Source organism: Streptomyces sp. ATCC 21386, assembly GCF_018728545.1.
Taxonomy (GTDB): Bacteria; Actinomycetota; Actinomycetes; order Streptomycetales; family Streptomycetaceae; genus Streptomyces.
The window spans coordinates 9,338,917-9,358,541 of the sequence record NZ_JAAVVL010000001.1 but is presented as its reverse complement, the minus strand read 5'-3'; the positions used below and the strand labels follow the sequence as shown (position 1 = coordinate 9,358,541).

The 19,625-nt window shown below is 70.5% G+C and carries 19 protein-coding genes and 1 tRNA gene; 9 read left to right on the top strand and 11 right to left on the bottom strand.

Translation table 11 applies throughout. The features are described from left to right. Positions 1 to 253: 253 nt before the first annotated feature. On the top strand, positions 254 to 1,519 hold the full coding sequence (locus GWK25_RS40090) for a cell wall metabolism sensor histidine kinase WalK (protein ID WP_215456398.1): 1,266 nt from the start codon (positions 254 to 256) through the stop codon (positions 1,517 to 1,519). Next, the gene (locus GWK25_RS40085; protein ID WP_009340348.1) at positions 1,516 to 2,196 is read left to right on the top strand and encodes a response regulator transcription factor; all 681 of its coding nucleotides are present in this window, start codon (positions 1,516 to 1,518) and stop codon (positions 2,194 to 2,196) included. The genes GWK25_RS40090 and GWK25_RS40085 overlap by 4 nt, the downstream gene beginning before the upstream one ends. A gap of 141 nt (positions 2,197 to 2,337) precedes the next feature. On the opposite strand, the gene GWK25_RS40080 is transcribed toward GWK25_RS40085, so the two are convergent. Continuing rightward, positions 2,338 to 3,033: a copper chaperone PCu(A)C gene (locus GWK25_RS40080; RefSeq protein WP_215456397.1), complete on the bottom strand. Its 696-nt coding sequence runs from the start codon at positions 3,031 to 3,033 to the stop codon at positions 2,338 to 2,340. 618 nt (positions 3,034 to 3,651) lie between these two features. Here GWK25_RS40080 and GWK25_RS40075 point away from each other — a divergent pair. The 6 genes from GWK25_RS40075 (at position 3,652) to GWK25_RS40050 (ending at position 10,403) form a co-directional block, all read left to right on the top strand. Continuing rightward, entirely contained in the window at positions 3,652 to 4,134 is a 483-nt protein-coding gene (locus GWK25_RS40075; protein ID WP_003953493.1) for a CarD family transcriptional regulator, read from the top strand. Positions 4,135 to 4,473: 339 nt separating this feature from the next. Beyond that, the gene (gene ispD, locus GWK25_RS40070) at positions 4,474 to 5,250 is read left to right on the top strand and encodes a 2-C-methyl-D-erythritol 4-phosphate cytidylyltransferase (RefSeq protein ID WP_215456396.1); all 777 of its coding nucleotides are present in this window, start codon (positions 4,474 to 4,476) and stop codon (positions 5,248 to 5,250) included. Positions 5,251 to 5,269: 19 nt separating this feature from the next. Further along, positions 5,270 to 5,797: a 2-C-methyl-D-erythritol 2,4-cyclodiphosphate synthase gene (gene ispF, locus GWK25_RS40065; RefSeq protein ID WP_308404440.1), complete on the top strand. Its 528-nt coding sequence runs from the start codon at positions 5,270 to 5,272 to the stop codon at positions 5,795 to 5,797. Positions 5,798 to 6,056: 259 nt separating this feature from the next. Then, positions 6,057 to 7,460: a cysteine--tRNA ligase gene (gene cysS / locus GWK25_RS40060; protein ID WP_215456395.1), complete on the top strand. Its 1,404-nt coding sequence runs from the start codon at positions 6,057 to 6,059 to the stop codon at positions 7,458 to 7,460. Between the two features lie 140 nt (positions 7,461 to 7,600). Continuing rightward, complete coding sequence (gene rlmB, locus GWK25_RS40055; protein ID WP_184892441.1) at positions 7,601 to 8,542, top strand: 23S rRNA (guanosine(2251)-2'-O)-methyltransferase RlmB; 942 nt, start codon at positions 7,601 to 7,603, stop codon at positions 8,540 to 8,542. 121 nt (positions 8,543 to 8,663) lie between these two features. Then, positions 8,664 to 10,403 (top strand): DoxX family protein, encoded by a 1,740-nt coding sequence (locus tag GWK25_RS40050; protein WP_215457912.1) that lies wholly within the window; start codon positions 8,664 to 8,666, stop codon positions 10,401 to 10,403. Positions 10,404 to 10,851: 448 nt separating this feature from the next. Here the strand turns inward: GWK25_RS40050 and GWK25_RS40045 are convergent, their stop codons facing one another. The 3 genes from GWK25_RS40045 to msiK form a co-directional block, all read right to left on the bottom strand. Continuing rightward, the gene (locus GWK25_RS40045; RefSeq protein WP_215456394.1) at positions 10,852 to 11,604 is read right to left on the bottom strand and encodes a nucleotidyltransferase family protein; all 753 of its coding nucleotides are present in this window, start codon (positions 11,602 to 11,604) and stop codon (positions 10,852 to 10,854) included. A gap of 101 nt (positions 11,605 to 11,705) precedes the next feature. Then, positions 11,706 to 12,170 (bottom strand): hypothetical protein, encoded by a 465-nt coding sequence (locus GWK25_RS40040; RefSeq protein WP_215456393.1) that lies wholly within the window; start codon positions 12,168 to 12,170, stop codon positions 11,706 to 11,708. 241 nt (positions 12,171 to 12,411) lie between these two features. After that, positions 12,412 to 13,548, bottom strand: coding sequence for a diacetylchitobiose ABC transporter ATP-binding protein MsiK (gene msiK, locus GWK25_RS40035; RefSeq protein WP_215456392.1), 1,137 nt, complete (start codon positions 13,546 to 13,548; stop codon positions 12,412 to 12,414). A 233-nt stretch (positions 13,549 to 13,781) separates the two neighbouring features. Between msiK and GWK25_RS40030 the strand changes: the two genes are divergently transcribed. Further along, a tRNA-Thr gene (locus GWK25_RS40030) sits at positions 13,782 to 13,855 on the top strand. A gap of 46 nt (positions 13,856 to 13,901) precedes the next feature. Here the strand turns inward: GWK25_RS40030 and GWK25_RS40025 are convergent. The 7 genes from GWK25_RS40025 to GWK25_RS39995 form a co-directional block, all read right to left on the bottom strand. Continuing rightward, positions 13,902 to 15,299: a site-specific integrase gene (locus GWK25_RS40025; RefSeq protein WP_215456391.1), complete on the bottom strand. Its 1,398-nt coding sequence runs from the start codon at positions 15,297 to 15,299 to the stop codon at positions 13,902 to 13,904. Positions 15,300 to 15,365: 66 nt separating this feature from the next. Next, complete coding sequence (locus GWK25_RS40020) at positions 15,366 to 15,566, bottom strand: helix-turn-helix domain-containing protein (protein ID WP_046707639.1); 201 nt, start codon at positions 15,564 to 15,566, stop codon at positions 15,366 to 15,368. A gap of 189 nt (positions 15,567 to 15,755) precedes the next feature. Beyond that, the gene (locus tag GWK25_RS40015; RefSeq protein ID WP_215456390.1) at positions 15,756 to 16,922 is read right to left on the bottom strand and encodes a DUF3631 domain-containing protein; all 1,167 of its coding nucleotides are present in this window, start codon (positions 16,920 to 16,922) and stop codon (positions 15,756 to 15,758) included. Next, positions 16,919 to 17,344 (bottom strand): hypothetical protein, encoded by a 426-nt coding sequence (locus tag GWK25_RS40010; RefSeq protein ID WP_251829245.1) that lies wholly within the window; start codon positions 17,342 to 17,344, stop codon positions 16,919 to 16,921. Before GWK25_RS40010 ends, GWK25_RS40015 begins: the two co-directional genes overlap by 4 nt. Next, positions 17,341 to 18,243 (bottom strand): bifunctional DNA primase/polymerase, encoded by a 903-nt coding sequence (locus tag GWK25_RS40005; protein ID WP_308404439.1) that lies wholly within the window; start codon positions 18,241 to 18,243, stop codon positions 17,341 to 17,343. The genes GWK25_RS40010 and GWK25_RS40005 overlap by 4 nt, the downstream gene beginning before the upstream one ends. Continuing rightward, positions 18,240 to 18,929 carry an SAM-dependent methyltransferase gene (locus GWK25_RS40000; RefSeq protein WP_215456388.1) on the bottom strand — a complete coding sequence of 230 codons (690 nt, stop codon included), beginning with the start codon at positions 18,927 to 18,929 and terminating at the stop codon, positions 18,240 to 18,242. The genes GWK25_RS40005 and GWK25_RS40000 overlap by 4 nt, the downstream gene beginning before the upstream one ends. 222 nt (positions 18,930 to 19,151) lie before the next feature. Next, on the bottom strand, positions 19,152 to 19,595 hold the full coding sequence (locus GWK25_RS39995; protein WP_215456387.1) for a hypothetical protein: 444 nt from the start codon (positions 19,593 to 19,595) through the stop codon (positions 19,152 to 19,154). Positions 19,596 to 19,625 lie beyond the last annotated feature (30 nt).

Genomic DNA, 19,625 nt, shown 5'->3' with positions numbered 1-19,625 from the left:
AGCCGTTCCGGAAGCCGACCCGCCAGGCCGGGCCAGTACGGTCGTACCCCGATCACCGAGTGGAACGGAGACGGCGAACGGTGACCGGGGGCCCCGGACGATTCCCACGCTCCCACGTTCCGGCCCTTACGCGTCCGTTTCCGCCACCCCAAATGAACCAATACTGGCTCCAAGGTGAACTCTGGGCGACGAGTGTTCGAGGTCGCCCTCCGAGCGCTGTGGGGATGTCCGACCTCGTGCCTAACCTGGATGCATGGACGTGAACGCGGCGGTCGCCGCAGCGGCAGCGATCGCCGGAGTGCTCACCGGCGTCATCGCCATGCTGGCGTTCCGCTTCAGCGAGCGCGAGCAGAAGCGTCCCACCCGAACCTCCCTGCACACCGACCCGGTGCTGCCGCCCGGCGTCGACACCGTGCTGTCCGTGCTCCGCTCCTCCGCCGTCGTGCTCGACGAGGCGGACGCCGTCGTCAAGGCCAGCTCCGCCGCGTACGCCCTCGGGCTGGTGCGGGGCGGCAAGCTCTCCATCGAGCCGATGCTCAAGATGGCCCGCGACACCCGCCGGGACGGCGAGATACGGCAGGTCGAGCTGGACCTGCCCCGGCGTGGCACGGGTCGCGGCGAGGCCCTCGCCGTCTCCGCGCGCGTCGCGCCGCTCGGCTCCCGACTCGTACTGCTCCTGGTCGAGGACCTCACCGAGGCCCGCCGGATAGAGGCCGTGCGGCGGGACTTCGTCGCGAACGTCAGCCATGAGCTGAAGACGCCCGTCGGCGCGCTCTCCCTGCTCTCCGAGGCTGTCATGGGGGCCTCGGACGACCCCGAGGCGGTGGAACGCTTCGCCGGGCGCATGCAGATCGAGGCCACCCGGCTCACCAACCTCGTGCAGGAGCTGATCGACCTCTCCCGGGTGCAGAACGACGACCCGCTGGAGGACGCCGAGCCCGTTCGGGTGGACGAGCTGGTCGCCGAGGCCGTCGACCGCTGCCGCCACCAGGCCGGCACCAAGCAGATCACCATGGCCGCCGGCGGCACCGCGGAGCTGCGTGTCTGGGGCAACCGCGGTCAGCTGGCCGCCGCCCTCGGCAACCTCGTGGAGAACGCCGTCAACTACTCCCCGGCCCGCACCCGCGTCGGCATAGCCGCACGCCGGGTGACCGCCCCCGGTGGGGACCACATCGAGATCGCCGTGACCGACCAGGGCATCGGCATCTCGGACAAGGACAAGGAGCGCATCTTCGAGCGCTTCTACCGCGTGGACCCGGCCCGCTCCCGCCAGACCGGCGGTACGGGCCTCGGTCTCGCGATCGTCAAACACGTGGCCGCCTCGCACGGCGGGGAGGTCACGGTGTGGAGCTCGGAGGGACAGGGCTCCACGTTCACGCTCAGGCTGCCGGAGGCGGGCGCGTCCCGTGACCGCGTGGCCCAGCACCCGGACCTCGACGACGAGGACGGACAGCCTCACACCGACAGATCCCCGTACGAACCGTACGGACCGCTTCCCGCCCCGGAGGTCCTTCCGTGACCCGAGTGCTCGTCGTCGAGGACGAGGAGTCCTTCTCCGACGCCCTGTCCTACATGCTCCGCAAGGAGGGCTTCGAGGTCGCCATCGCGACCACCGGGCCCGACGGCCTCGACGAGTTCGAGCGCAATGGAGCCGACCTCGTCCTGCTCGACCTGATGCTGCCCGGGCTGCCGGGCACCGAGGTCTGCCGTCAGCTGCGCGGCCGTTCCAATGTCCCGGTGATCATGGTGACCGCCAAGGACAGTGAGATCGACAAGGTCGTGGGCCTGGAAATAGGAGCCGATGACTATGTCACCAAGCCCTTCTCCTCCCGCGAGCTCGTCGCCCGCATCCGGGCCGTACTGCGCCGCCGCGGCGAGCCCGAGGAGGTCACCCCGGCCGCGCTGGAGGCCGGTCCCGTCCGTATGGACGTCGACCGTCACGTGGTCACTGTCTCGGGCTCCAAGGTCGACCTCCCCCTCAAGGAGTTCGACCTGCTCGAAATGCTGCTGCGGAACGCCGGCCGCGTCCTGACCCGTATGCAGCTCATCGACCGCGTCTGGGGCGCGGACTACGTGGGCGACACCAAGACCCTCGACGTTCACGTCAAGCGCCTCCGCGCCAAGATCGAGCCGGACCCGGGTGCGCCGCGGTACCTGGTGACGGTGCGCGGTCTGGGGTACAAGTTCGAGCCGTAGGCCGTACACCCATCGGTCGTACACCCCGCAGGTCCTACACACCCGCAGCCAGTACGCCGGCAGCCCGTACGCCGAAGGGCGGCACCCCTCTCAGGGGGTGCCGCCCTTCGGCGTACGTACTCGGGGTGACCCCCGGCGGCCTCAGTGGCCCGTGGTCTCCTCGGTGGCCGAGGCGGACGGCGAGGCCGTCGAACCGGCGGCGGTGCCCTCCTCCTCGGCGGCCGTGCCGTCCGCGGACGGCGAGCCCGTGCCGTCGGGGGACGGGGAGCCGGTGGTCTCCTCCGACGGGGAGGCGCTGGTGACGGGGGCCTCGGGGATGTCCGTCGGGCCCCACTTCTCGAAGTAGTGCTCGGCGGGGACCACGAAGGCCCGCAGGGCGACCTGCCCGGTCTCGCTGAACTCGAAGGTGACCTTCTGGGCGTTGCCGTCCTTGACCGCGTCGGTGCCCTCCGGCAGGACGGCGGAGGCGTTGCCCTCGCCGCCCAGGACCACGGAGCCGCCGGCCGGGACGACGACCTTGCCGCCCTTGCCCTTGCCCTTCGCCGGGGTGAGCTCGACGGTGCCGGCGCCCTCGACGGTGACGGAGTCCAGCGTCTGGTCGGTCGAGGCGGCGTTGAAGAGTGTCGCGGAGACCACGGCGGGGCCCCCGGTCTCGGTGCCGGGCTGGGTGACCACGATGGCGTTCTGGATCTTGATGTCGCCGACGCTGGTGGCGGCGTTGTCCGGCTTGATCTCCAGCGTCTGGGCGTTGTTGCCGGCGGCGCACGCGGCGAGTGAGGCGATCGAGAACGCGATGGCGGCGGCGGCGAGGGCGCCGCGTCGAAGGCTGCTGCTCACGGCGGCGGCAACTCCTAGAACGTGGGCGGTACGTGGTCTGTAGCGGCCTTAGGTTACCGAGCCGTCCCGTCGCCGCCGCACCCGACCCTCCCCAAGTCCCCGACATGTCACCGGAAGCAATTGACGGACACGTCACGGCCGTCCCGGTCGGCATTCGCAAAACCACCCTCGATCTCGTCGGCGCCGCGTCCTGGATTTCCGCCCAGGAATGTGGACCGCCACGAAAAATCGATCAACTGCCAGAACACCGCCGGAACGCGCTAGAACACGATCCGGTAACGGCGGAAGAGGGCCCGTGGATCGAACTTCTTGATCAATTCCGGATTCGTCTCGTACCCGACTCCGCGCACCGAACGGAGTAGCGGAAGTCGCACATCTGGAGTCGGACAAAGCGGGACGTTAGGATGCTCCCGGCGTCCTCCGGATGCGTGTAACGTACGGGTTTCGCTCCGCCCGGAGAGCCGCTCCCACCTGCGAATACCCTCTTCCGTTCGGGTCCCGCAGCACGTTCCTGTTGCAGTTGTCAAGCCCCGAGATATGCCCTGACCTGCGAAAACGCCATTCAGAACCCGCCGTATCCGTGTTACCCTGGATAGCCACGGAAGGGGTACCTGTCACATGACGTTCAAGGTTGGCGACACCGTGGTCTATCCCCATCACGGGGCCGCGCTGATCGAGGCCATCGAAACTCGCCAGATCAAAGGCGTGGACAAGACCTACTTGGTGCTCAAGGTCGCTCAGGGCGACCTGACGGTGCGTGTGCCAGCGGACAATGCGGAGTTCGTCGGCGTACGTGATGTGGTCGGTCAGGACGGCCTGGACCGGGTCTTCGAGGTGCTGCGCGCGCCGTATGCCGAGGAGCCCACGAACTGGTCGCGTCGCTACAAGGCAAACCTGGAGAAGCTTGCCTCCGGCGATGTCATCAAGGTCGCGGAAGTCGTGCGTGACCTGTGGCGTCGTGAGCGCGAGCGCGGACTGTCCGCCGGTGAGAAGCGCATGCTCGCCAAGGCCCGCCAGATCCTGGTGAGCGAGCTCGCCCTCGCGGAGAACACCAACGAGGACAAGGCCGAGGCTCTGCTCGACGAGGTCCTCGCGTCCTGAACTGACTGCGTTACCGAACTGACCTGAGGCAGGCAGCCAGCCCGCTCAGTCGTTCAGTGCAGCAGCACATCGAAATGCCGCGGTGCCCGATGACGTATGTGATGTCGCCGGGCGCTGCGGCATGTTCGTACCCGGATGCCGTACGCCTGAAGAAGTGCCTGATACTTGGCGATACTTGGCGTGCCCCGGTGCTCATGAGTACGCCGTACTCGTACTTGGCGTGCCGGGCCCGGGCAGCTGGCTCGACCAGATGTCACGGAAGGGTCCGGTCAAGGTGTCGCGCCCGGCACGCTGTGGCCATACCCACGTAGGCCGAGCACACAAACCTGACAGGAACCGATGTCTGACGATTCGCGCCCTTCGCCTTCCGGAACCGGTCCCGCAGCCCGTGCGGCAACCCGTACGGCGGCCGTGATCCCGGCCGCCGGCCGGGGCGTACGCCTCGGCCCGGGCGCCCCCAAAGCGCTCCGCGCGCTGAACGGCACCCCGATGCTGATCCACGCGGTGCGGGCCATGGCCGCGTCCCGTGCCGTCTCCCTGGTCATCGTGGTGGCGCCGCCCGACGGCGCCCCCGAGGTCAAGACCCTCCTCGACGCGCACGCGCTGCCCGAGCGGACGGACTTCCTCGTCGTACCCGGGGGTGAGTCGCGCCAGGAGTCGGTGAAGCTCGGCCTGGACGCGCTGCCGCCCGGTTACGACACCGTCCTCGTCCATGACGCGGCCCGTCCGCTGGTGCCCGTCGACACGGTCGACGCGGTCATCGAGGCCGTACGGGACGGGGCGCCGGCCGTCGTGCCCGCGCTGCCGCTCGCGGACACGGTCAAGGAGGTCGAGCCGGCGGACGCGCCGGGGGCGCCGGAGCCGGTCGTCGCCACGCCCGAGCGGGCGCGGCTGCGCGCCGTGCAGACGCCGCAGGGGTTCCACCGGGAGACCCTCGTGCGGGCGCACGAGACGGTCACCGGGGAGGTCACCGACGACGCGAGCATGGTGGAGCGGCTCGGGCTCGGGGTGGTGGTCGTGCCGGGGCACGAGGAGGCGTTCAAGGTGACCAGGCCGCTGGACCTGGTGCTCGCGGAGGCGGTTCTGGCGCGCAGGAGGCTCGACGGTGGTTTCTGAGGAATCGACGGGTTCGACGGTGGTTTCTGAGGATTCCGGGGCGGCGCCGGTGTCGTTGCCGGGTTCCGTGGTGTTGCCGCAGGTCGGGATCGGTACCGACATCCACGCCTTCGAGGAGGGGCGGGAGCTGTGGTGCGCCGGGCTGAAGTGGGAGGGGGAGGGGCCGGGGCTGGCCGGGCACTCCGACGCGGACGTCGTGGCGCACGCCGCGTGCAACGCGTTGTTCTCCGCGGCGGGGATGGGGGACCTGGGGCAGCATTTCGGGACCGGGCGGCCGGAGTGGTCCGGGGCGTCCGGGGTGACGTTGCTGGCGGAGGCCGCGCGGATCGTGCGGGCCGGGGGGTTCGTCATCGGGAACGTGGCCGTGCAGGTGGTGGGGGCCCGGCCGAAGATCGGGAAGCGGCGGGACGAGGCGCAGCGGGTGCTGTCGGAGGTTGTGGGGGCGCCGGTGTCGGTGTCGGGGGCCACGACGGACGGGCTGGGGTTCCCCGGGCGGGGGGAGGGGTTGATGGCGGTGGCCACGGCGTTGGTCGTGCGGGTCGGGTGACATCCCGGGGTTTTCGCCCCGCTGCCCTTACCCGTCCCGTCCTCAAGGGGCTGCGCCCCTTTGACCCGCTTTCGCGCTCCGCGCGGGGGTGGGTGGGTACGCGCGGGTTCGGTGGGGGCTGGTCGCGCAGTTCCCCGCGCCCCTTTTTGGGCCTGCGGCCCGTCGAGGGGCATGGGCCCCGGTGGGCATACGTCACGAATCTGTCGTCCTCGGGGTGAAGGGCTCGGGGCATGGGTGACGGGCCACTACGCTTGGGGGCGTGACTATTCGCCTGTACGACACCAGCGCCCGGCAGATCCGTGACTTCGCCCCGCTCACGCCGGGTTGTGTCTCGATCTACCTGTGTGGCGCCACGGTGCAGGCGGCCCCGCACATCGGGCACATCCGGTCGGGGCTCAACTTCGACATTATGCGCCGGTGGTTCGAGTACCGCGGGTACGAAGTGACCTTCGTCCGGAACGTCACGGACATCGACGACAAGATCATCATGAAGGCGGCCGACCAGGGCCGCCCGTGGTGGTCGATCGGGTACGAGAACGAGCGCGCGTTCAACGACGGTTACGACGTGCTCGGCTGCCTGCCGCCGACCTACGAGCCGCGTGCCACCGGGCACGTGACCGAGATGGTCGAGATGATGCGCGGGCTGATCGAGCGCGGACACGCGTACGAGGCCGACGGGAACGTCTACTTCGACGTGCGGTCCTTCCCCGGGTATCTGCAGCTGTCCAACCAGGAGCTCGACAACCTGCTCCAGCCCTCGGGCGAGGGCGAGACCGGCAAGCGTGACCCGCGGGACTTCGCCATGTGGAAGTCGGCGAAGCCGGGGGAGCCGACCTGGGAGACACCCTGGGGGCGGGGACGGCCGGGGTGGCACCTGGAGTGCTCGGCCATGGCCCACAAGTACCTGGGCAGCGCCTTCGACATCCACGGCGGCGGCCTCGACCTGATCTTCCCGCACCACGAGAACGAGATCGCGCAGGCCAAGGCCTTCGGCGACGACTTCGCCACGTACTGGGTGCACAACGCCTGGGTCACCATGAGCGGCGAGAAGATGTCCAAGTCGCTGGGCAACAGCGTCCTCGTCTCCGAGATGGTCAAGCACTGGCGGCCCATCGTCCTGCGGTACTACCTGGGCACCCCGCACTACCGGTCGATGATCGAGTACAGCGAGGACGCCCTGCGCGAGGCCGAGTCGGCGTTCGCGCGGATCGAGGGGTTCGTGCAGCGGGTCGTCGAGAAGGCCGGCGGGATCGTCGAGCCCGCGTCCGAGGTGCCGCCGGCGTTCGCCGAGGCGATGGACGACGACCTCGGGGTGCCGCAGGCGCTCGCCATCGTGCACACCACGGTCCGGCAGGGCAACAGCGCGCTGGCCGCCGACGACAAGGAAGAGGCGGTGGCACGGCTCGCCGAGGTGCGGGCCATGCTCGGTGTGCTGGGCCTCGACCCGCTGGACGCGCACTGGGCCGGTGACGGCGCCGAGCGGGGCGAGGACCTGCACGGCGTCGTAGACAGCCTCGTCGGGCTGGTCCTCCAGCAGCGGGAGGCGGCGCGCGCCCGTAAGGACTGGGCCACCGCCGACGCCATCCGCGACCAGCTCAACCAGTCCGGTCTGGTCATCGAGGACAGCCCGGACGGCCCGCGCTGGACGCTCGGCCCGCGCTGAGCGGACGTCCGGTCACCTTGATCGATTGTGCCGCCCGGGCCTCCGGGCGGCACACTGCATTGAGCACACCGCATCGAGCACACACGCTCATGCGCATACACATTCGTACACACGCACGCTTCTCGGGAGACGGGTAGGTCATGGCCGCTAACAACCGCCGCATGTCCGGCAAGAAGGGCGCGCAGGTCGGCAGTGGCGGCCAGCGGCGCAAGGGTCTCGAGGGCAAGGGGCCGACGCCGCCCGCCGAGATGCGCAAGAAGCACAAGGCGAACCGCATCGCCAACGCCAAGGCGAAGCAGGCCGCGCGCCGCCCCGCGCCGCGTGGCCGGGGCGGCAAGGGCACGTCCGAGATGGTCGTGGGCCGCAACCCGGTCGTCGAGGCACTGCGCGAGGGCGTGCCCGCCTCGACGCTCTACGTCCAGCAGTTCATCGACAACGACGAGCGGGTGCGCGAGGCGCTCCAGCTCGCCGCCGAGCGCGGTGGCATCAACCTCATGGAGGCGCCCCGCCCCGAGCTGGACCGCATGACCAACGGGCTCAACCACCAGGGGCTCGTCCTCCAGGTGCCGCCCTACGAGTACGCGCACCCCGAGGACCTGGTGGCCGCCGCGTACGACGAGGGTGAGGACCCGCTGATCGTCGCCCTCGACGGGGTGACCGACCCGCGCAACCTCGGTGCCGTCGTCCGGTCCGTCTCCGCGTTCGGCGGCCACGGCGTCGTCGTGCCGGAGCGGCGTGCGGCCGGGATGACCGCCGGTGCGTGGAAGACGTCCGCCGGTACGGCCGCCCGTACGCCCGTCGCGCGCGCCACCAACCTCACGCGCGCGCTGGAGGCGTACAAGAAGGCCGGTGTCGTCGTGGTCGGGCTCGCCGCCGACGGCGAGGCCGAGGTGGGGGAGTTGGAGGCCCTGGAGGGGCCCGTCGTGATCGTGGTCGGCAGCGAGGGCAAGGGCCTGTCCCGTCTTGTCGGCGAGACGTGCGACTTCCGGGTGCGGATCCCGATGCCGGGTGGCGCCGAGTCGCTGAACGCCGGTGTGGCGGCGGGAGTTGTGCTGTACGAGGCGGCGCGGCGCAGGGCCTGAGACGGGCCCGGAACAGGCCCTAGCTGGGGGTTCGGGATGTTCTGGATCACCTTGACGGGGTCCGGACACATCGGGGCGGTCAAAGCAGTGTCCTAACGACACGTCACTCGGTTAGATGAGTGTGGACACCAGAACACCCCGCACACCCACGGGGGACCGTTCGTCGAAATTCGACTCGGGATTCGACGACGCTCCCGCGCTGAGCATGGTGAAGGTGCCGAGCGATCCGGCGCAGGTCATCGTCAACCACGCGAGCTTCCGCGTGCAGTTGGGCGCCTCCACGCGGGCGTCCCCGCGTATCGCACGGCACCTGAGCGTCACCGAGGACACCACGCGCATCCCCGTCGTGGGTACGGCGGGGCGTTCCGGCGCGCCCGCCGCCGGGCGCCGGCGCGCGCCGGTCGTCTGGAGCGGGAAGTCCGCGCCCGACGACACCGGAGCCCACCGGCTCCTCCAGGCGGTGCGCGGTGCGGGCGTCGGCTTCCCCGACCCGCTGGGCGACACGGGCTCGACCCAGGTCATCCCGCGCGTCGACGGCACGGGCGGCGGTGGCTACGACACCGAGGGCGGGCGCTACGGCTCCGAAAGCGGGCGGTACGGCGCCGACTTGACGGTGGAGACGGTGGAGACGCCCATCGTCGGCAGCCAGCGCACGCACGGCGACCACGCCGTCGGCGACGGCACCCGGCTGCTCCCCGCGATGCGCACGGTCGACAGCGCCTACGACGAGGCCCGCTACGACCAGGCGGGTCACGGGGCCTACGGGGACGACGACTTCACGGACGCGTACGCCGACCGGGGAGTCGGCGAGGACGCGCGGGGCGGGCGCCGGACCGGCAACGAGCCCGTCCGGCACGCCTATTACCCCGGTCGCCGGATGAACCTCGGCGTGGTGCTGCTGCCGCTGCGGGTCTTCCTCGGCTTCATCTCCATCTACGCCGGCATGGGCAAGCTCTGCGATCCGCACTACTTCGACGGCGGCAAGCGCGGCTCCATGGTGAAGTGGCTGAACACGCTGCACCCGTGGGAAGTCGCCGAGCCGCTGCGGCAGTTCGCCCTCGAACACCCGGTGGGCTCGGGGCTCGTCATCGCCTTCGCCCAGGTCATCGTCGGCGTGCTGACCGTCTTCGGACTGTGGCAGCGGGTCGCGGCCGGGGTCGGGGCGCTGCTGTCGGCCGCGCTGCTCGTCACCGTCAGCTGGAAGACCGTCCCCGTCTACGAGACGCCCGACATCATCTACCTCGCCGCCTGGTCCCCGCTGATCATCGCGGGCGCGCCGGTGTACTCGGTCGACGGACGGCTCGCGGGCGGCGCCTGGCGCACGCTCGGGCCGCGCGCCGACATCTGGGAGCTGCGGCGGTACGTACTGCGCCGGGGCGCACTCGTGACCGCGATCGTCGTCGGGCTGACGCTGCTCGTCGGGTCCCTGCTCGGCGGGGCCGTGCGGGATGCCGACCGGATCGTCGTTCCCGGGCCCGGGGAGGCTCCGCGCAACGAGCTGCCGGGGTCGCCGCTGCCGGGTGAGCCGAGTGCGCGGCGCGAGAACAGCCCGTCCGCGTCCGACGCGCCTACCGCGGGCGCCACGTCGGCGACGCCTTCGCAGGAGGCGACGACTCCGGGGGCCACGCGGTCCACCGGGGCGGTCACCGGGGGGCAGCCGAGCCAGACGCAGGGGACGGCCGGGCAGGCGCCGCCGCAGCAGTCGGCGCCGGTGGAGCAGGCGCCGAGCACAACTGCGGGGCCCAGTTCGAGCGGGGCCTCCGGCGGTGCGACCAGTGGGGCGACGTCCTCCGGGGGGTCTACCGGTGGGAGTTCCTCCGGTGGGCAGCAGCCTGGGCTGGTCGGGGGGTTGCTCGGGTAGGTCGGCCGGGTCGGCCGGGTAGGTCGGCCGGTCGGGTCGGTCGGGTCGGTCGGGTCGTGGGTCGGCTGTCGTGATGTGAATGATGTGGTGATGGGCCCCGCGTGGAGTTCCGCGCGGGGCCCGTTGGCGTTGGCGTTGCCGGTTGTGTGGTTCGTGCGGGTTGTCTTCGGGGGCGCCTAGGGGCTCGGGGGAGCGGTTCGGGGGCGGGTGCGGGTTGGGTGGGGCTGGTCGCGCAGTTCCCCGCGCCCCTGACGGGGCGCGCTGCTCCTGAGGCCGGCTCGAAAGCGGCCCTCACCCTGCCTCAGCGGCCCATCGGCCGTCACTGGCCTCCGCCGGCCGTCACCGGCTCCCACCGGAGGTCACCGGGCCCCCACCGGCGGTCACCGGGCCCCCACCGGCCCCCTACCGACTCTCAGTGGCTCAGCGGCCCTCAGCGGCCATCTGGGGCTCAGCGGTCCTCGGCGGGCTGCTGGCGGGGCTGGGACGCCAGTTCCTTTGCTGCCTCTGTGAGGTCCTTCGCCGTGTCGATGGCTCGCCAGTAGGCGCCCTGGGGGAGGGGGAAGCCCGCGAGGCGGCGTTCTCGGGCGAGGCGGGGGAACGTGGTGCGTTCGTGGTCGCCCCGGGCCGGGAGGAGGTCGGTGAACTCCGGGGAGAACACGTAGACGCCGGCGTTGATCTCGTACGTGGTGGGCGGGGCCTCGATGAAGTCCGTGACGCGGCCGAAACCGTCCGTCTTCACGGCCCCCCAGGGGATGCGCGGGCGGGCCAGGGCGAGCGTGGCGACGGCGTCGCGCTCGGTGTGGAAGTCCGCCATGTCGCGGAGCGAGAAGCGGGTCCAGATGTCGCCGTTGGTGGCGTACCAGGGCTGGTCGGGGTGTGGGAGGTGGGCGGCGGCGTACTTGAGGCCCCCGCCTCGGCCCAGGGGCTCCGTCTCGACGACGGTGGTGACGCGGACCGGCAGGTCGGCGGAGTCCAGCCACTTCTGCAGGACGTCGGCGAGATGGCCGCAGGAGACGACCACGTCGGTCACGCCCTCCTCGGCGAGCCAGGCGAGCTGATGGCCGATGATCGGCGTGCCCGTACCGGGGATCTCGACCATGGGCTTCGGCCGGTCGTCGGTGTACGGACGCAGCCGGGAGCCCTGGCCACCGGCGAGGACCACGGCTTGAACGGGGCGCGACGCGGCGTTCGGATCGGTCATGACCCGAACTGTACGTGGCGCCCCGTTCGCGGGAGCACGGCCCTGGGATCGTCGCGGAGGGGGTCACCGGGGTGGGGTGCCCCGGTGGATCGCCGGGGTGGTCAGGCGAACTGGGCGGCCACTCCGGTCGCGTACGAGGTGTCGCAGACGGGGCGGGCGAAGCCCTGGGCCCGAGTGGGGCCGTAGGCGCGGACGGCGGCGCGGCCGAGGGCACGGGCGATGGCGGTGCAGTGCTTCGCGAGCGACGGGCGCTCGTTCACCGCTTCCTGGAGGTGGGTGAGGGCGACTCCCGGGTCCTTGTCCTGGAGCTCCATGAGGAGTTTGTCCTGGAGCACCTCGTGCGGGGCGCGGGGCTTGGCCCGCTCGGTGGAGTCCAGCTCGGCCACGTCCGAGGCGGCGAGGACGGATTGGTCGGGGTCCGTGGTGGTCCATTGGACCTTGGTGACCGCGAGCGTGCCGGAGAGGACCAGGACGACGGGCAGGACCAGGGCCAGCGAACGGCCGATCCGGCGGGCGGGGCCGGGGCCGCGCCGCGTCCGTTGGGTGTGGGTGTGGGTGTGCTTCACGCGAGTGAGGGTAGCGCGGGGTAGTGATATGGCGACATTAGGTCACCGATACGGGGGATGTCGCAGCGCCGGTTCCTGGGTGGCGTGTTGACGCACGGCGGTCGAAAAAGGCCGATTTGCCGGGGTAGTTGTCGACGTGGAAGAGGGCCCCGCGGAAATCCGCGGGGCCCTCTTCGTCAACCTGGGTGATTTATCCCGGGTCGGTGGTTTCGCGAACGGTCGCGCCCACCACGTCGGGAGATCAGTCGGTGAGGCGCTCACCCGTCGAGGTCGAGAACACGTGGGTCTCGCCCGGACGCGGGACGACGTGCAGCGTCGCGCCCTTCTCCGGGACCTGGCGGCCGTTGACGCGGACCACGAGGTCCTTGGTCTCGCCGCCGACCTCGGCGGTGCCGTAGACGTAACCGTCGGCGCCGAGCTCCTCGACGACGTTGACGGAGACGGCGAGGCCGGCCGGGGCGTCCTCGGTGTCCTTCGACAGGGCGGAGGCGGCGGCGCCGTTGTGCTCCACGACGTCGAAGTGCTCGGGGCGGACACCGACGGTGACGGTGGTGTCACCCTTGTCGGAGGCGGCCTTCAGGGCGTCACGGTTGACCGGGACGACGCTGTTGCCGAACTTCACGCCGCCGTCGGTGATCGGGACCTCGACCAGGTTCATGGCCGGGGAGCCGATGAAGCCGGCGACGAAGAGGTTGGCCGGGCGGTCGTACATGTTGCGCGGGGTGTCGACCTGCTGGAGCAGACCGTCCTTGAGGACCGCCACGCGGTCGCCCATCGTCATGGCCTCGACCTGGTCGTGGGTGACGTAGACGGTGGTGATGCCGAGGCGGCGCTGCAGGGACGCGATCTGCGTACGGGTCGAGACACGGAGCTTGGCGTCGAGGTTCGACAGCGGCTCGTCCATGAGGAAGACCTGGGGCTCACGCACGATGGCGCGACCCATGGCGACACGCTGGCGCTGACCGCCGGAGAGGGCCTTCGGCTTGCGGTCCAGGTACTCGGTGAGGTCGAGGATCTTCGCGGCCTCTTCGACCTTCTGCCGGATCTCCGCCTTGTTGACGCCGGCGATCTTGAGGGCGAAGCCCATGTTGTCGGCGACGGTCATGTGCGGGTAGAGCGCGTAGTTCTGGAACACCATGGCGATGTCCCGGTCCTTCGGCGGCAGGTGCGTGACGTCGCGGTCACCGATGCGGATGGCGCCGCCGTTGACGTCCTCGAGCCCCGCGAGCATGCGGAGCGAGGTGGACTTGCCGCAACCGGACGGTCCGACCAGAACGAGGAACTCGCCGTCCTCGATCTCGATGTCGAGACCGTCCACGGCGGGCTTCGTGGAACCCGGGTAGATCCGGGTCGCCTTGTCGAACGTAACTGTGGCCATGGGTCGTAGGCCCCCTTCACCGGCAGGAACGTGCCGGACGATCCGTTGTAAAGGTGGTGATCCACCACGGCCGTGCCGTGGTGGTGTAGTCCACGGGAGTGGATTGGGTCAGGACGGTACCTGCCGTTCACCGGGTCTGTCAGTACCCGGACCCCTGTGAACTTCGCGGAGATTTTCGACGAGCACACCCTGTGACGTGGGTACACTGCACGGGCGCCCCCGCGAGGGGCCACGCCTCCTTAGCTCAGCTGGCCAGAGCAACGCACTTGTAATGCGTAGGTCGTCGGTTCGAATCCGACAGGGGGCTCTGTTGCTGCCCCAGGCCAGAGTTTCTCTGGCCTGGGGTTTTGCATTCAGCGGACGCGGCGGCGACGTCGGGCGCGGGCCGCTCGGCTGTCGGCGGTCTCAGTTGTGGTCTCAGACGCCAGTTTCGGGGCGGGTTCCGGGCTGGGCATGAAGGTGTCTCCCATGCGGACCATGGCAGCCTTGGCGAGGTGGGATCTGCCCTTGACGTAGCGGCGGGTCTGGCCGATCTGGGAGTGCCGAAGGATCTCCATGATCGTGGGGAGGTCCACGCCCAGCTCGTTCAGGATCGTGCCGGCGGTGTGGCGACTGCCGTCGTGCTGGCGACGGTCGTCGATTCCCGCCTCTTCGAGCAGTTCCTTGAATTCCTCCCAGTCGTCGCGCGGGTCAATCGGCCGGCCGTCCGGGCGCGTGAATAGCGCGCCGTGTTCCTGCCACTCGTCACCCGCTGCGGCTCGGGCCTGTGCCTGCTGGGCCCGGTGCTCGATCAGGTAGGGGATGAATGGGGGCGGGATGGGGACGGAATTCCGACTCTTCTTCGTCTTGGGGCGAGTGAAGACGAGACCCCCGTCCTTACGGTCGGGGCAGGTGCTCGCGTGCTTTGTGCAGTTCTTCGGGCACGGCAGAGGGCACCCGCGCTTGTAGTTCTTGTGCGTCGCGCAGTCGGGCGGGCAGGGGGCGAAGCGGTGCAGTCGCTCGCCGCACGCGTGGGCGTCCTTGCAGCCGTGGCGCCACGTGAGCCGCTGGAGCTGCCACTGGGGATGGAACAGCTCGTTGTCGAGATCGACGTACTTCCACCGGAATCCCAGGGCCTCGCCCTGCCGGAAACCCATGCCGACGCCGACGACCCATCGCATGAATGTGGGCCGTTTGACGGCGGCCCGGAGGAAGGCTTTCGCCTCTTCGATCGTGAACGGGTTCGCTTCGGTCTCGTCGACGGTGGGCGGGTCGACGAGGGTGGCGACGTTCTCGGCGATGATCCGGCGGCGGTGGGCGATTTTCAGGGCGCGGGAGAGGATGCGGTGGACCTTGAGAACGTGGGACTCAGCGTGCCCCTCGTCGAGCATCCGGCGGTACATCCGCTCAAGGTGTTCGGGCTGGAGCTTGTCGAGCCGGTGCCCGCCGACTCCGGGAATGATGTCGTTGCGGGTCTTCGACCAGTAGTCGTCGAGGGAGCGGGGCTTGAGTTTCAGGCTCGCGATGTCGGTGAGGTACGTCGACATCCACTGGGCCACGGTGGGTTTGCGGCCGGCCTTGGGCGCGCGGCCCTTGTCGCGGAGGTCTTCCAACTCCCGGACCTTGCGCTTGACCTCGGTCTCCGTCTTGGCGCGACGGTGGCGACGGTCGGGCTGGCCGTTGTCCTTGACGCCCATGGTGACGCGGCCGTGCCACCATCCGTCGCTGCCCTCGTAGATGGTCGATTCCATGTTCGCTTTGCGGGGGCTCAACGTGTTCCTCCATACGGAAGGCGCCCCCGGACGTGGTGTCCGGGGGCGCCTTGGGTGGGGCGTGGGTCAGGGGGTGCCGGGTTCGAGGTTGTCCACGTACGCCTCCAGGTCGCGGCGACGGATGCGGCGGGAGCGGCCCTGCTTGACGTACTTCAGGACCCCTTCGGCCATCAGCTCGTAGACGGTCGAGCGGCCGAAGCGGAGGACGACGGCGGCCTCCTTGGGGGTGTAGAGCAACTGGTCGGAGGGCGGGAGCGCGGTGCTCATCGGGGCTGCCTTCCTGGCCGGAGACGATGGGGCCCTTCGGCCCCTTCTCTGAGGGCCGCTACTTCCGCTACCTCCGCTACCTCGCAGGTCAGGGGCCTGTCTGAGGTAGCGGATAGGGGTAGCGGTAGCGGATGGGTAGCGTTGGGGTAGCGGCTGGCGGAGCCTTTGCCGCTACCCCAACGCTGCTGGTCAGACCGGGTTTTCGGTGCCCGGTAGCGGAGGTAGCGGATTCTCGGGGGACGGGGGGCAGTAGCGCTGCCACGCGTCGTGGAGATCGGCGGCGTAGTAGCCCTTGAGCACGCTCCCGCCGGTCTTGATGTTGCGGGGCGCGATGGGGTCGCCGTCGGCGGTGACGTACTCGGAGAGCATCCGGGAGAGCCGCCGGTTGTCGAGCGGCTTGCCGTACAGATCGGCCCACGGGGCGTCGTCGAGGGCGTTGAGCCGGTCGAGGATCGCCACCGTGGGAAGGCGGTCGATGCCGGTCATCACGTGGTCACGTAGATCCGTGAGCAGGCGGATGCCGATACTGCCCTTGTCGTTGGTCTGCGATGCCTTGACCAGGATCAGGCAGGCTTCCCGGGCGCGTTGCGGCCAGTCCCCGCCGGCCGCATCGGCGATCGCCAGGAGGGGTTCCCACACGTCCGCCGGCCGGTCGGTCACCCCGTCGGGCATCTCGGGGAAAACGTCCGTGACCTGCTCTTTCACGGTCTCGGCCCACTTCGCGAGCCGGTCCCGGAGTTGGTTGCCCTCGCGGACGTGAATGCGGATACGGAACTGTTCCACGGTCTCGTTGCGGGCCCGGCGGCGCATACGGATGATGACGGAGCGGGTCATGATCGTGTCGGGGAGGTTGCCGAGCCCGGCGACAGCGAGCGCGCAGAACGAGGGGAAGCCCTGAACCTGCTGGTTGGCGCCGTCTCCCACGCACCGGTACATGTCGCGACCACGCGTGTGGCCGGCGTTGATGAACCCCCGGAGCTGTTCGTTCTCCCCCGCCTTCGGCCCGAACACGGTGTCGATCTCGTCGAAGAGGATCGTGGGCCGACCCCCGTCGACTCCGGACACGGACCGGAAGAGAGCGGCGGCGGACGCGTCGACGGCGGCCATTGAGCGCGGCACGAGCGTTTCGACGACTTCCAGCGCTCGGGACTTCCCCGACCCCGGTTCGGGGGACAGGAAGGCGAGGCGGGGGGTGGAGTCGAACGCGTCCAGCAGGTGCGCGTGGGCGTCCCACAGCGTGACGGCGACGTAGGCGGCTTCGGTGGGGAAGACGTTGAAGCGGCGGTGGAAGGCTTCGACGTCGTTGAGCAGCGTGGCCCCGTCGATGGCGGGGGTGGTGGGGGTCGCTTCGGTCATGCGGCGGCCCTCCCTTCCTGCTGGTTACGGCGGGGGCAGTGGGAGCGGTGGGAGTTGTAGTCGTCGACCAGCGCGGCGACGGCCTGTAGGCCGCGGGCGGTGTCGGTCTTGCCGCACGCGCAGGCGTAGGCGGCGGTGGGCGTGGTGGCGGGTTGTTTGGACCAGCGGAAGCCGTCGTAGTGGTGGCGGTAGACCGGCGGGGCGTAGATGCGGATACCGGGCCGCTCCGGGGTCGGGTCGTCCGGGTCCGGGGGCGGAACGGCGTCCGTCTGCGGCTTCGGACGAAGGGCAGTGGGGACGCCCTTGCGGGCGGCGCCTTTCGGCTCGCCCACAGCCGTCTGCGGCGCGGCAGAGTCGGCGGCGCGCGGACCCGTCGGCGTGGAGGTGAGGCAGTCCAGGTGGGGGGAGCGGCGGGGGCTCATCCGGCCTCCCGCCGCGGGGTGGCGTGGGCGATGATCCAGTCCATGGCGCTGCGGACGGTCGTGCGGCACTCGGCCGGCGACAGTCCCGTCGACTCCCCCGCCGCCTGGATTGCTTCTTCCACCACGTGCCGGGGGATGTGGCCCCACGCGACGAACCGCGCGACCTTGCAGGCGCTGCGGTGCAGGGTGACGTTCCGGCCGGTGGGCCCGCCCTCCTTCACGGCCCGCACCACGTCACACTCGCGGTCGAGGGCGACCCGCGCGGCGCGGGTGCCGTCCCGTACGGCGACGATGCGTGGGGCGGGGGCGGATGTGGTGGGTTCGGTGAGCAGCGCGGCCAGCCATGCGGGCAGTTCGGCCACGGGGGCGGGGTCGACGAGTTCGTACGGGCCGTCGGGGGTGGTGCTGCCGGGGGCGACGACGTAGCCGCCCCATCCGCGGGTGTCGATGTGCCTGCCGAGACGGTCCACGCTGCACTTCAACCGCATGCCGGCGGGGGCGGCGAAGTACAGGTGCTCCCCTCCCCGCGCGGTCCGCACCCGGTAGGTGGCGGGCAGGGCCTGTCCGGCGCGCTCGCAGAGCGCCTGCAAGGAAGTGGCGCCGTCAGGCGCTCCGATCGGCTCCTCGGGCTTGAGCGGGTCGAGGTCGACCACGATCAGCCCGGCGGGGCCGGTGGCGATGCCCACGTTGTACGGGCGGGCCGTCCACGCGGTGCGGATCAGGTCGGGGTCGGTGGTGGCGCGCTGCTCCGGTGTCACGTGTCCGCCGGCGCACCGGCCGGTGGTGAGGCAGGAGCGTTCGGGGTGCCCGGCGGCCCGCTTCGTACCCGGGTGCAGGGGGATGACGGGCCAGCCGCGCTCAGCGGCCGTCAGTGCGGCGTTCAGCAGTGCGGCGTTCACGCGGCCACCCCCAGCGCGGAGGCGAGCTGCGCGAGGGCGGCTGTACCGATCCACTGGGTGTAGGCAGGCGGGATGCATTCGCGGATGCCGTCGCGGTTCATCCAGTCCACGCCCATGACGCGGCGGGCGTGGTCGACGCCGGAGAAGTTGCCGACGAACTGCCCGAAGTGGCCCGGCGGGATCGGTCGGCCCATCTTCGCGACCGGCGCTGCGTGCTGCGGGTGCTGTGGCGCGGTGAGCGTCCACCGGCCGGTTTCGAAGTAGCGGTGGCGGTAGGTCTCCAGGGCGAACATGCTCCCGCACAGCAGCGCCGGGGCGATCAGGTGCGGGACGGCGCCCCGGACGTTCTCGATCACGTACGGCCGCCCGGTGGCTTCCAGCGCGGCGCGGGTGGGGGCGATCAGGGCGGGGTGGGCGTTGCCGGTCAGCCGCTGGGTGTCGCTGTAGAACTGGCACGGCGGGGAGGCGTGGATGAAGTCGAAATCAGCGCCGTGTTCGCGGACGAACGCGAGCGCGTCCGCCTGCACGAACTTGTGGGGGTAGCGGGGCTGGGGCTCGGTGTCGACGCCGGTCACGTTGAACCCGGCGTCGCCGTAGCCCTTGCCGGCGCCGCCCTGCTTGCAGAACAGATCCAGCAGACGCGGCCGTCGGCCGTGCACTCGCCGGATCAGGGTGGATTGGGTCATGCTGGAGACCTCCGACAGGTCTGTTGAGGACGGGTTGGACAAGGGCGGCCCCGCTTCATTGGCGTGAGTGGGGGGCCGCCCTTGGCGTAGCTAGAAGTAGGGGCACTGCACGTGGTGGCCGTCGGTGCTGAGGCAGTAGGGGCAGCGGTTGACGAGAGCCGTCGCGAGAGCGGCGAAAGTGCGCTGGATACGCAGTCGCATCACGGGTGTTGATCTCCCTTGTCAGCCGTAGAACTTGTTGCGCTTGATCACGGCCTTGCGGATGTTGACCGTGGTCCCGCCCTTGCCGCCGCCCGCGCTGAACACCTGCACGGCGATCCAGCCGCCGAAGATCACGGCAGCGAGAGTGATGAGCTGGGTCACGAACGCGGTCAGGGCGGCGATGAACGTGGTGAGCATCAGCAGCCCGCCGCAGACGGCGGCGAATCCGATCCCCCCGAGCGCGACGTTCACCGCCGCCCGCGAGACGGCCGGCTTGGCGGCCACCGGCTCCGGGCGGGCGTGGTCGACGGCGTAGCCGGTGACGACCCGCCCGTCCGGGAGGACGACGGACGCGACCGCCGGGAGGGTGCCTGGCTGTACCAGCAGCAGGGGCGCCGGCTGGTGGGTGGTGATCGGTTGGGGGTGGTGGAGTTCGACGGCCGTGGGCCGTTCGGGGTGGGCCATAAGGGCCCCCTTTCGGGCATGGGCCGGGCC

Bases quoted from the DNA above. Each gene is read 5' to 3' on its own strand.
- GWK25_RS40020 (WP_046707639.1), bottom strand. From the start codon at position 15,566: ATGAGCACCGCGCTCCCGCCCTCCGACCAGTTGCTCTACACCCCCAAG.
- GWK25_RS40010 (WP_251829245.1), bottom strand. From the start codon at position 17,344: ATGAGCCCCCGCCGCTCCCCCCACCTGGACTGCCTCACCTCCACGCCG.
- GWK25_RS40075 (WP_003953493.1), top strand. From the start codon at position 3,652: ATGACGTTCAAGGTTGGCGACACCGTGGTCTATCCCCATCACGGGGCC.
- msiK (WP_215456392.1), bottom strand. From the start codon at position 13,548: ATGGCCACAGTTACGTTCGACAAGGCGACCCGGATCTACCCGGGTTCC.
- GWK25_RS39995 (WP_215456387.1), bottom strand. From the start codon at position 19,595: ATGGCCCACCCCGAACGGCCCACGGCCGTCGAACTCCACCACCCCCAA.
- GWK25_RS40015 (WP_215456390.1), bottom strand. From the start codon at position 16,922: ATGACCGAAGCGACCCCCACCACCCCCGCCATCGACGGGGCCACGCTG.
- GWK25_RS40090 (WP_215456398.1), top strand. From the start codon at position 254: ATGGACGTGAACGCGGCGGTCGCCGCAGCGGCAGCGATCGCCGGAGTG.
- GWK25_RS40045 (WP_215456394.1), bottom strand. From the start codon at position 11,604: ATGACCGATCCGAACGCCGCGTCGCGCCCCGTTCAAGCCGTGGTCCTC.
- ispD (WP_215456396.1), top strand. From the start codon at position 4,474: ATGTCTGACGATTCGCGCCCTTCGCCTTCCGGAACCGGTCCCGCAGCC.
- GWK25_RS40000 (WP_215456388.1), bottom strand. From the start codon at position 18,929: ATGACCCAATCCACCCTGATCCGGCGAGTGCACGGCCGACGGCCGCGT.
- rlmB (WP_184892441.1), top strand. From the start codon at position 7,601: ATGGCCGCTAACAACCGCCGCATGTCCGGCAAGAAGGGCGCGCAGGTC.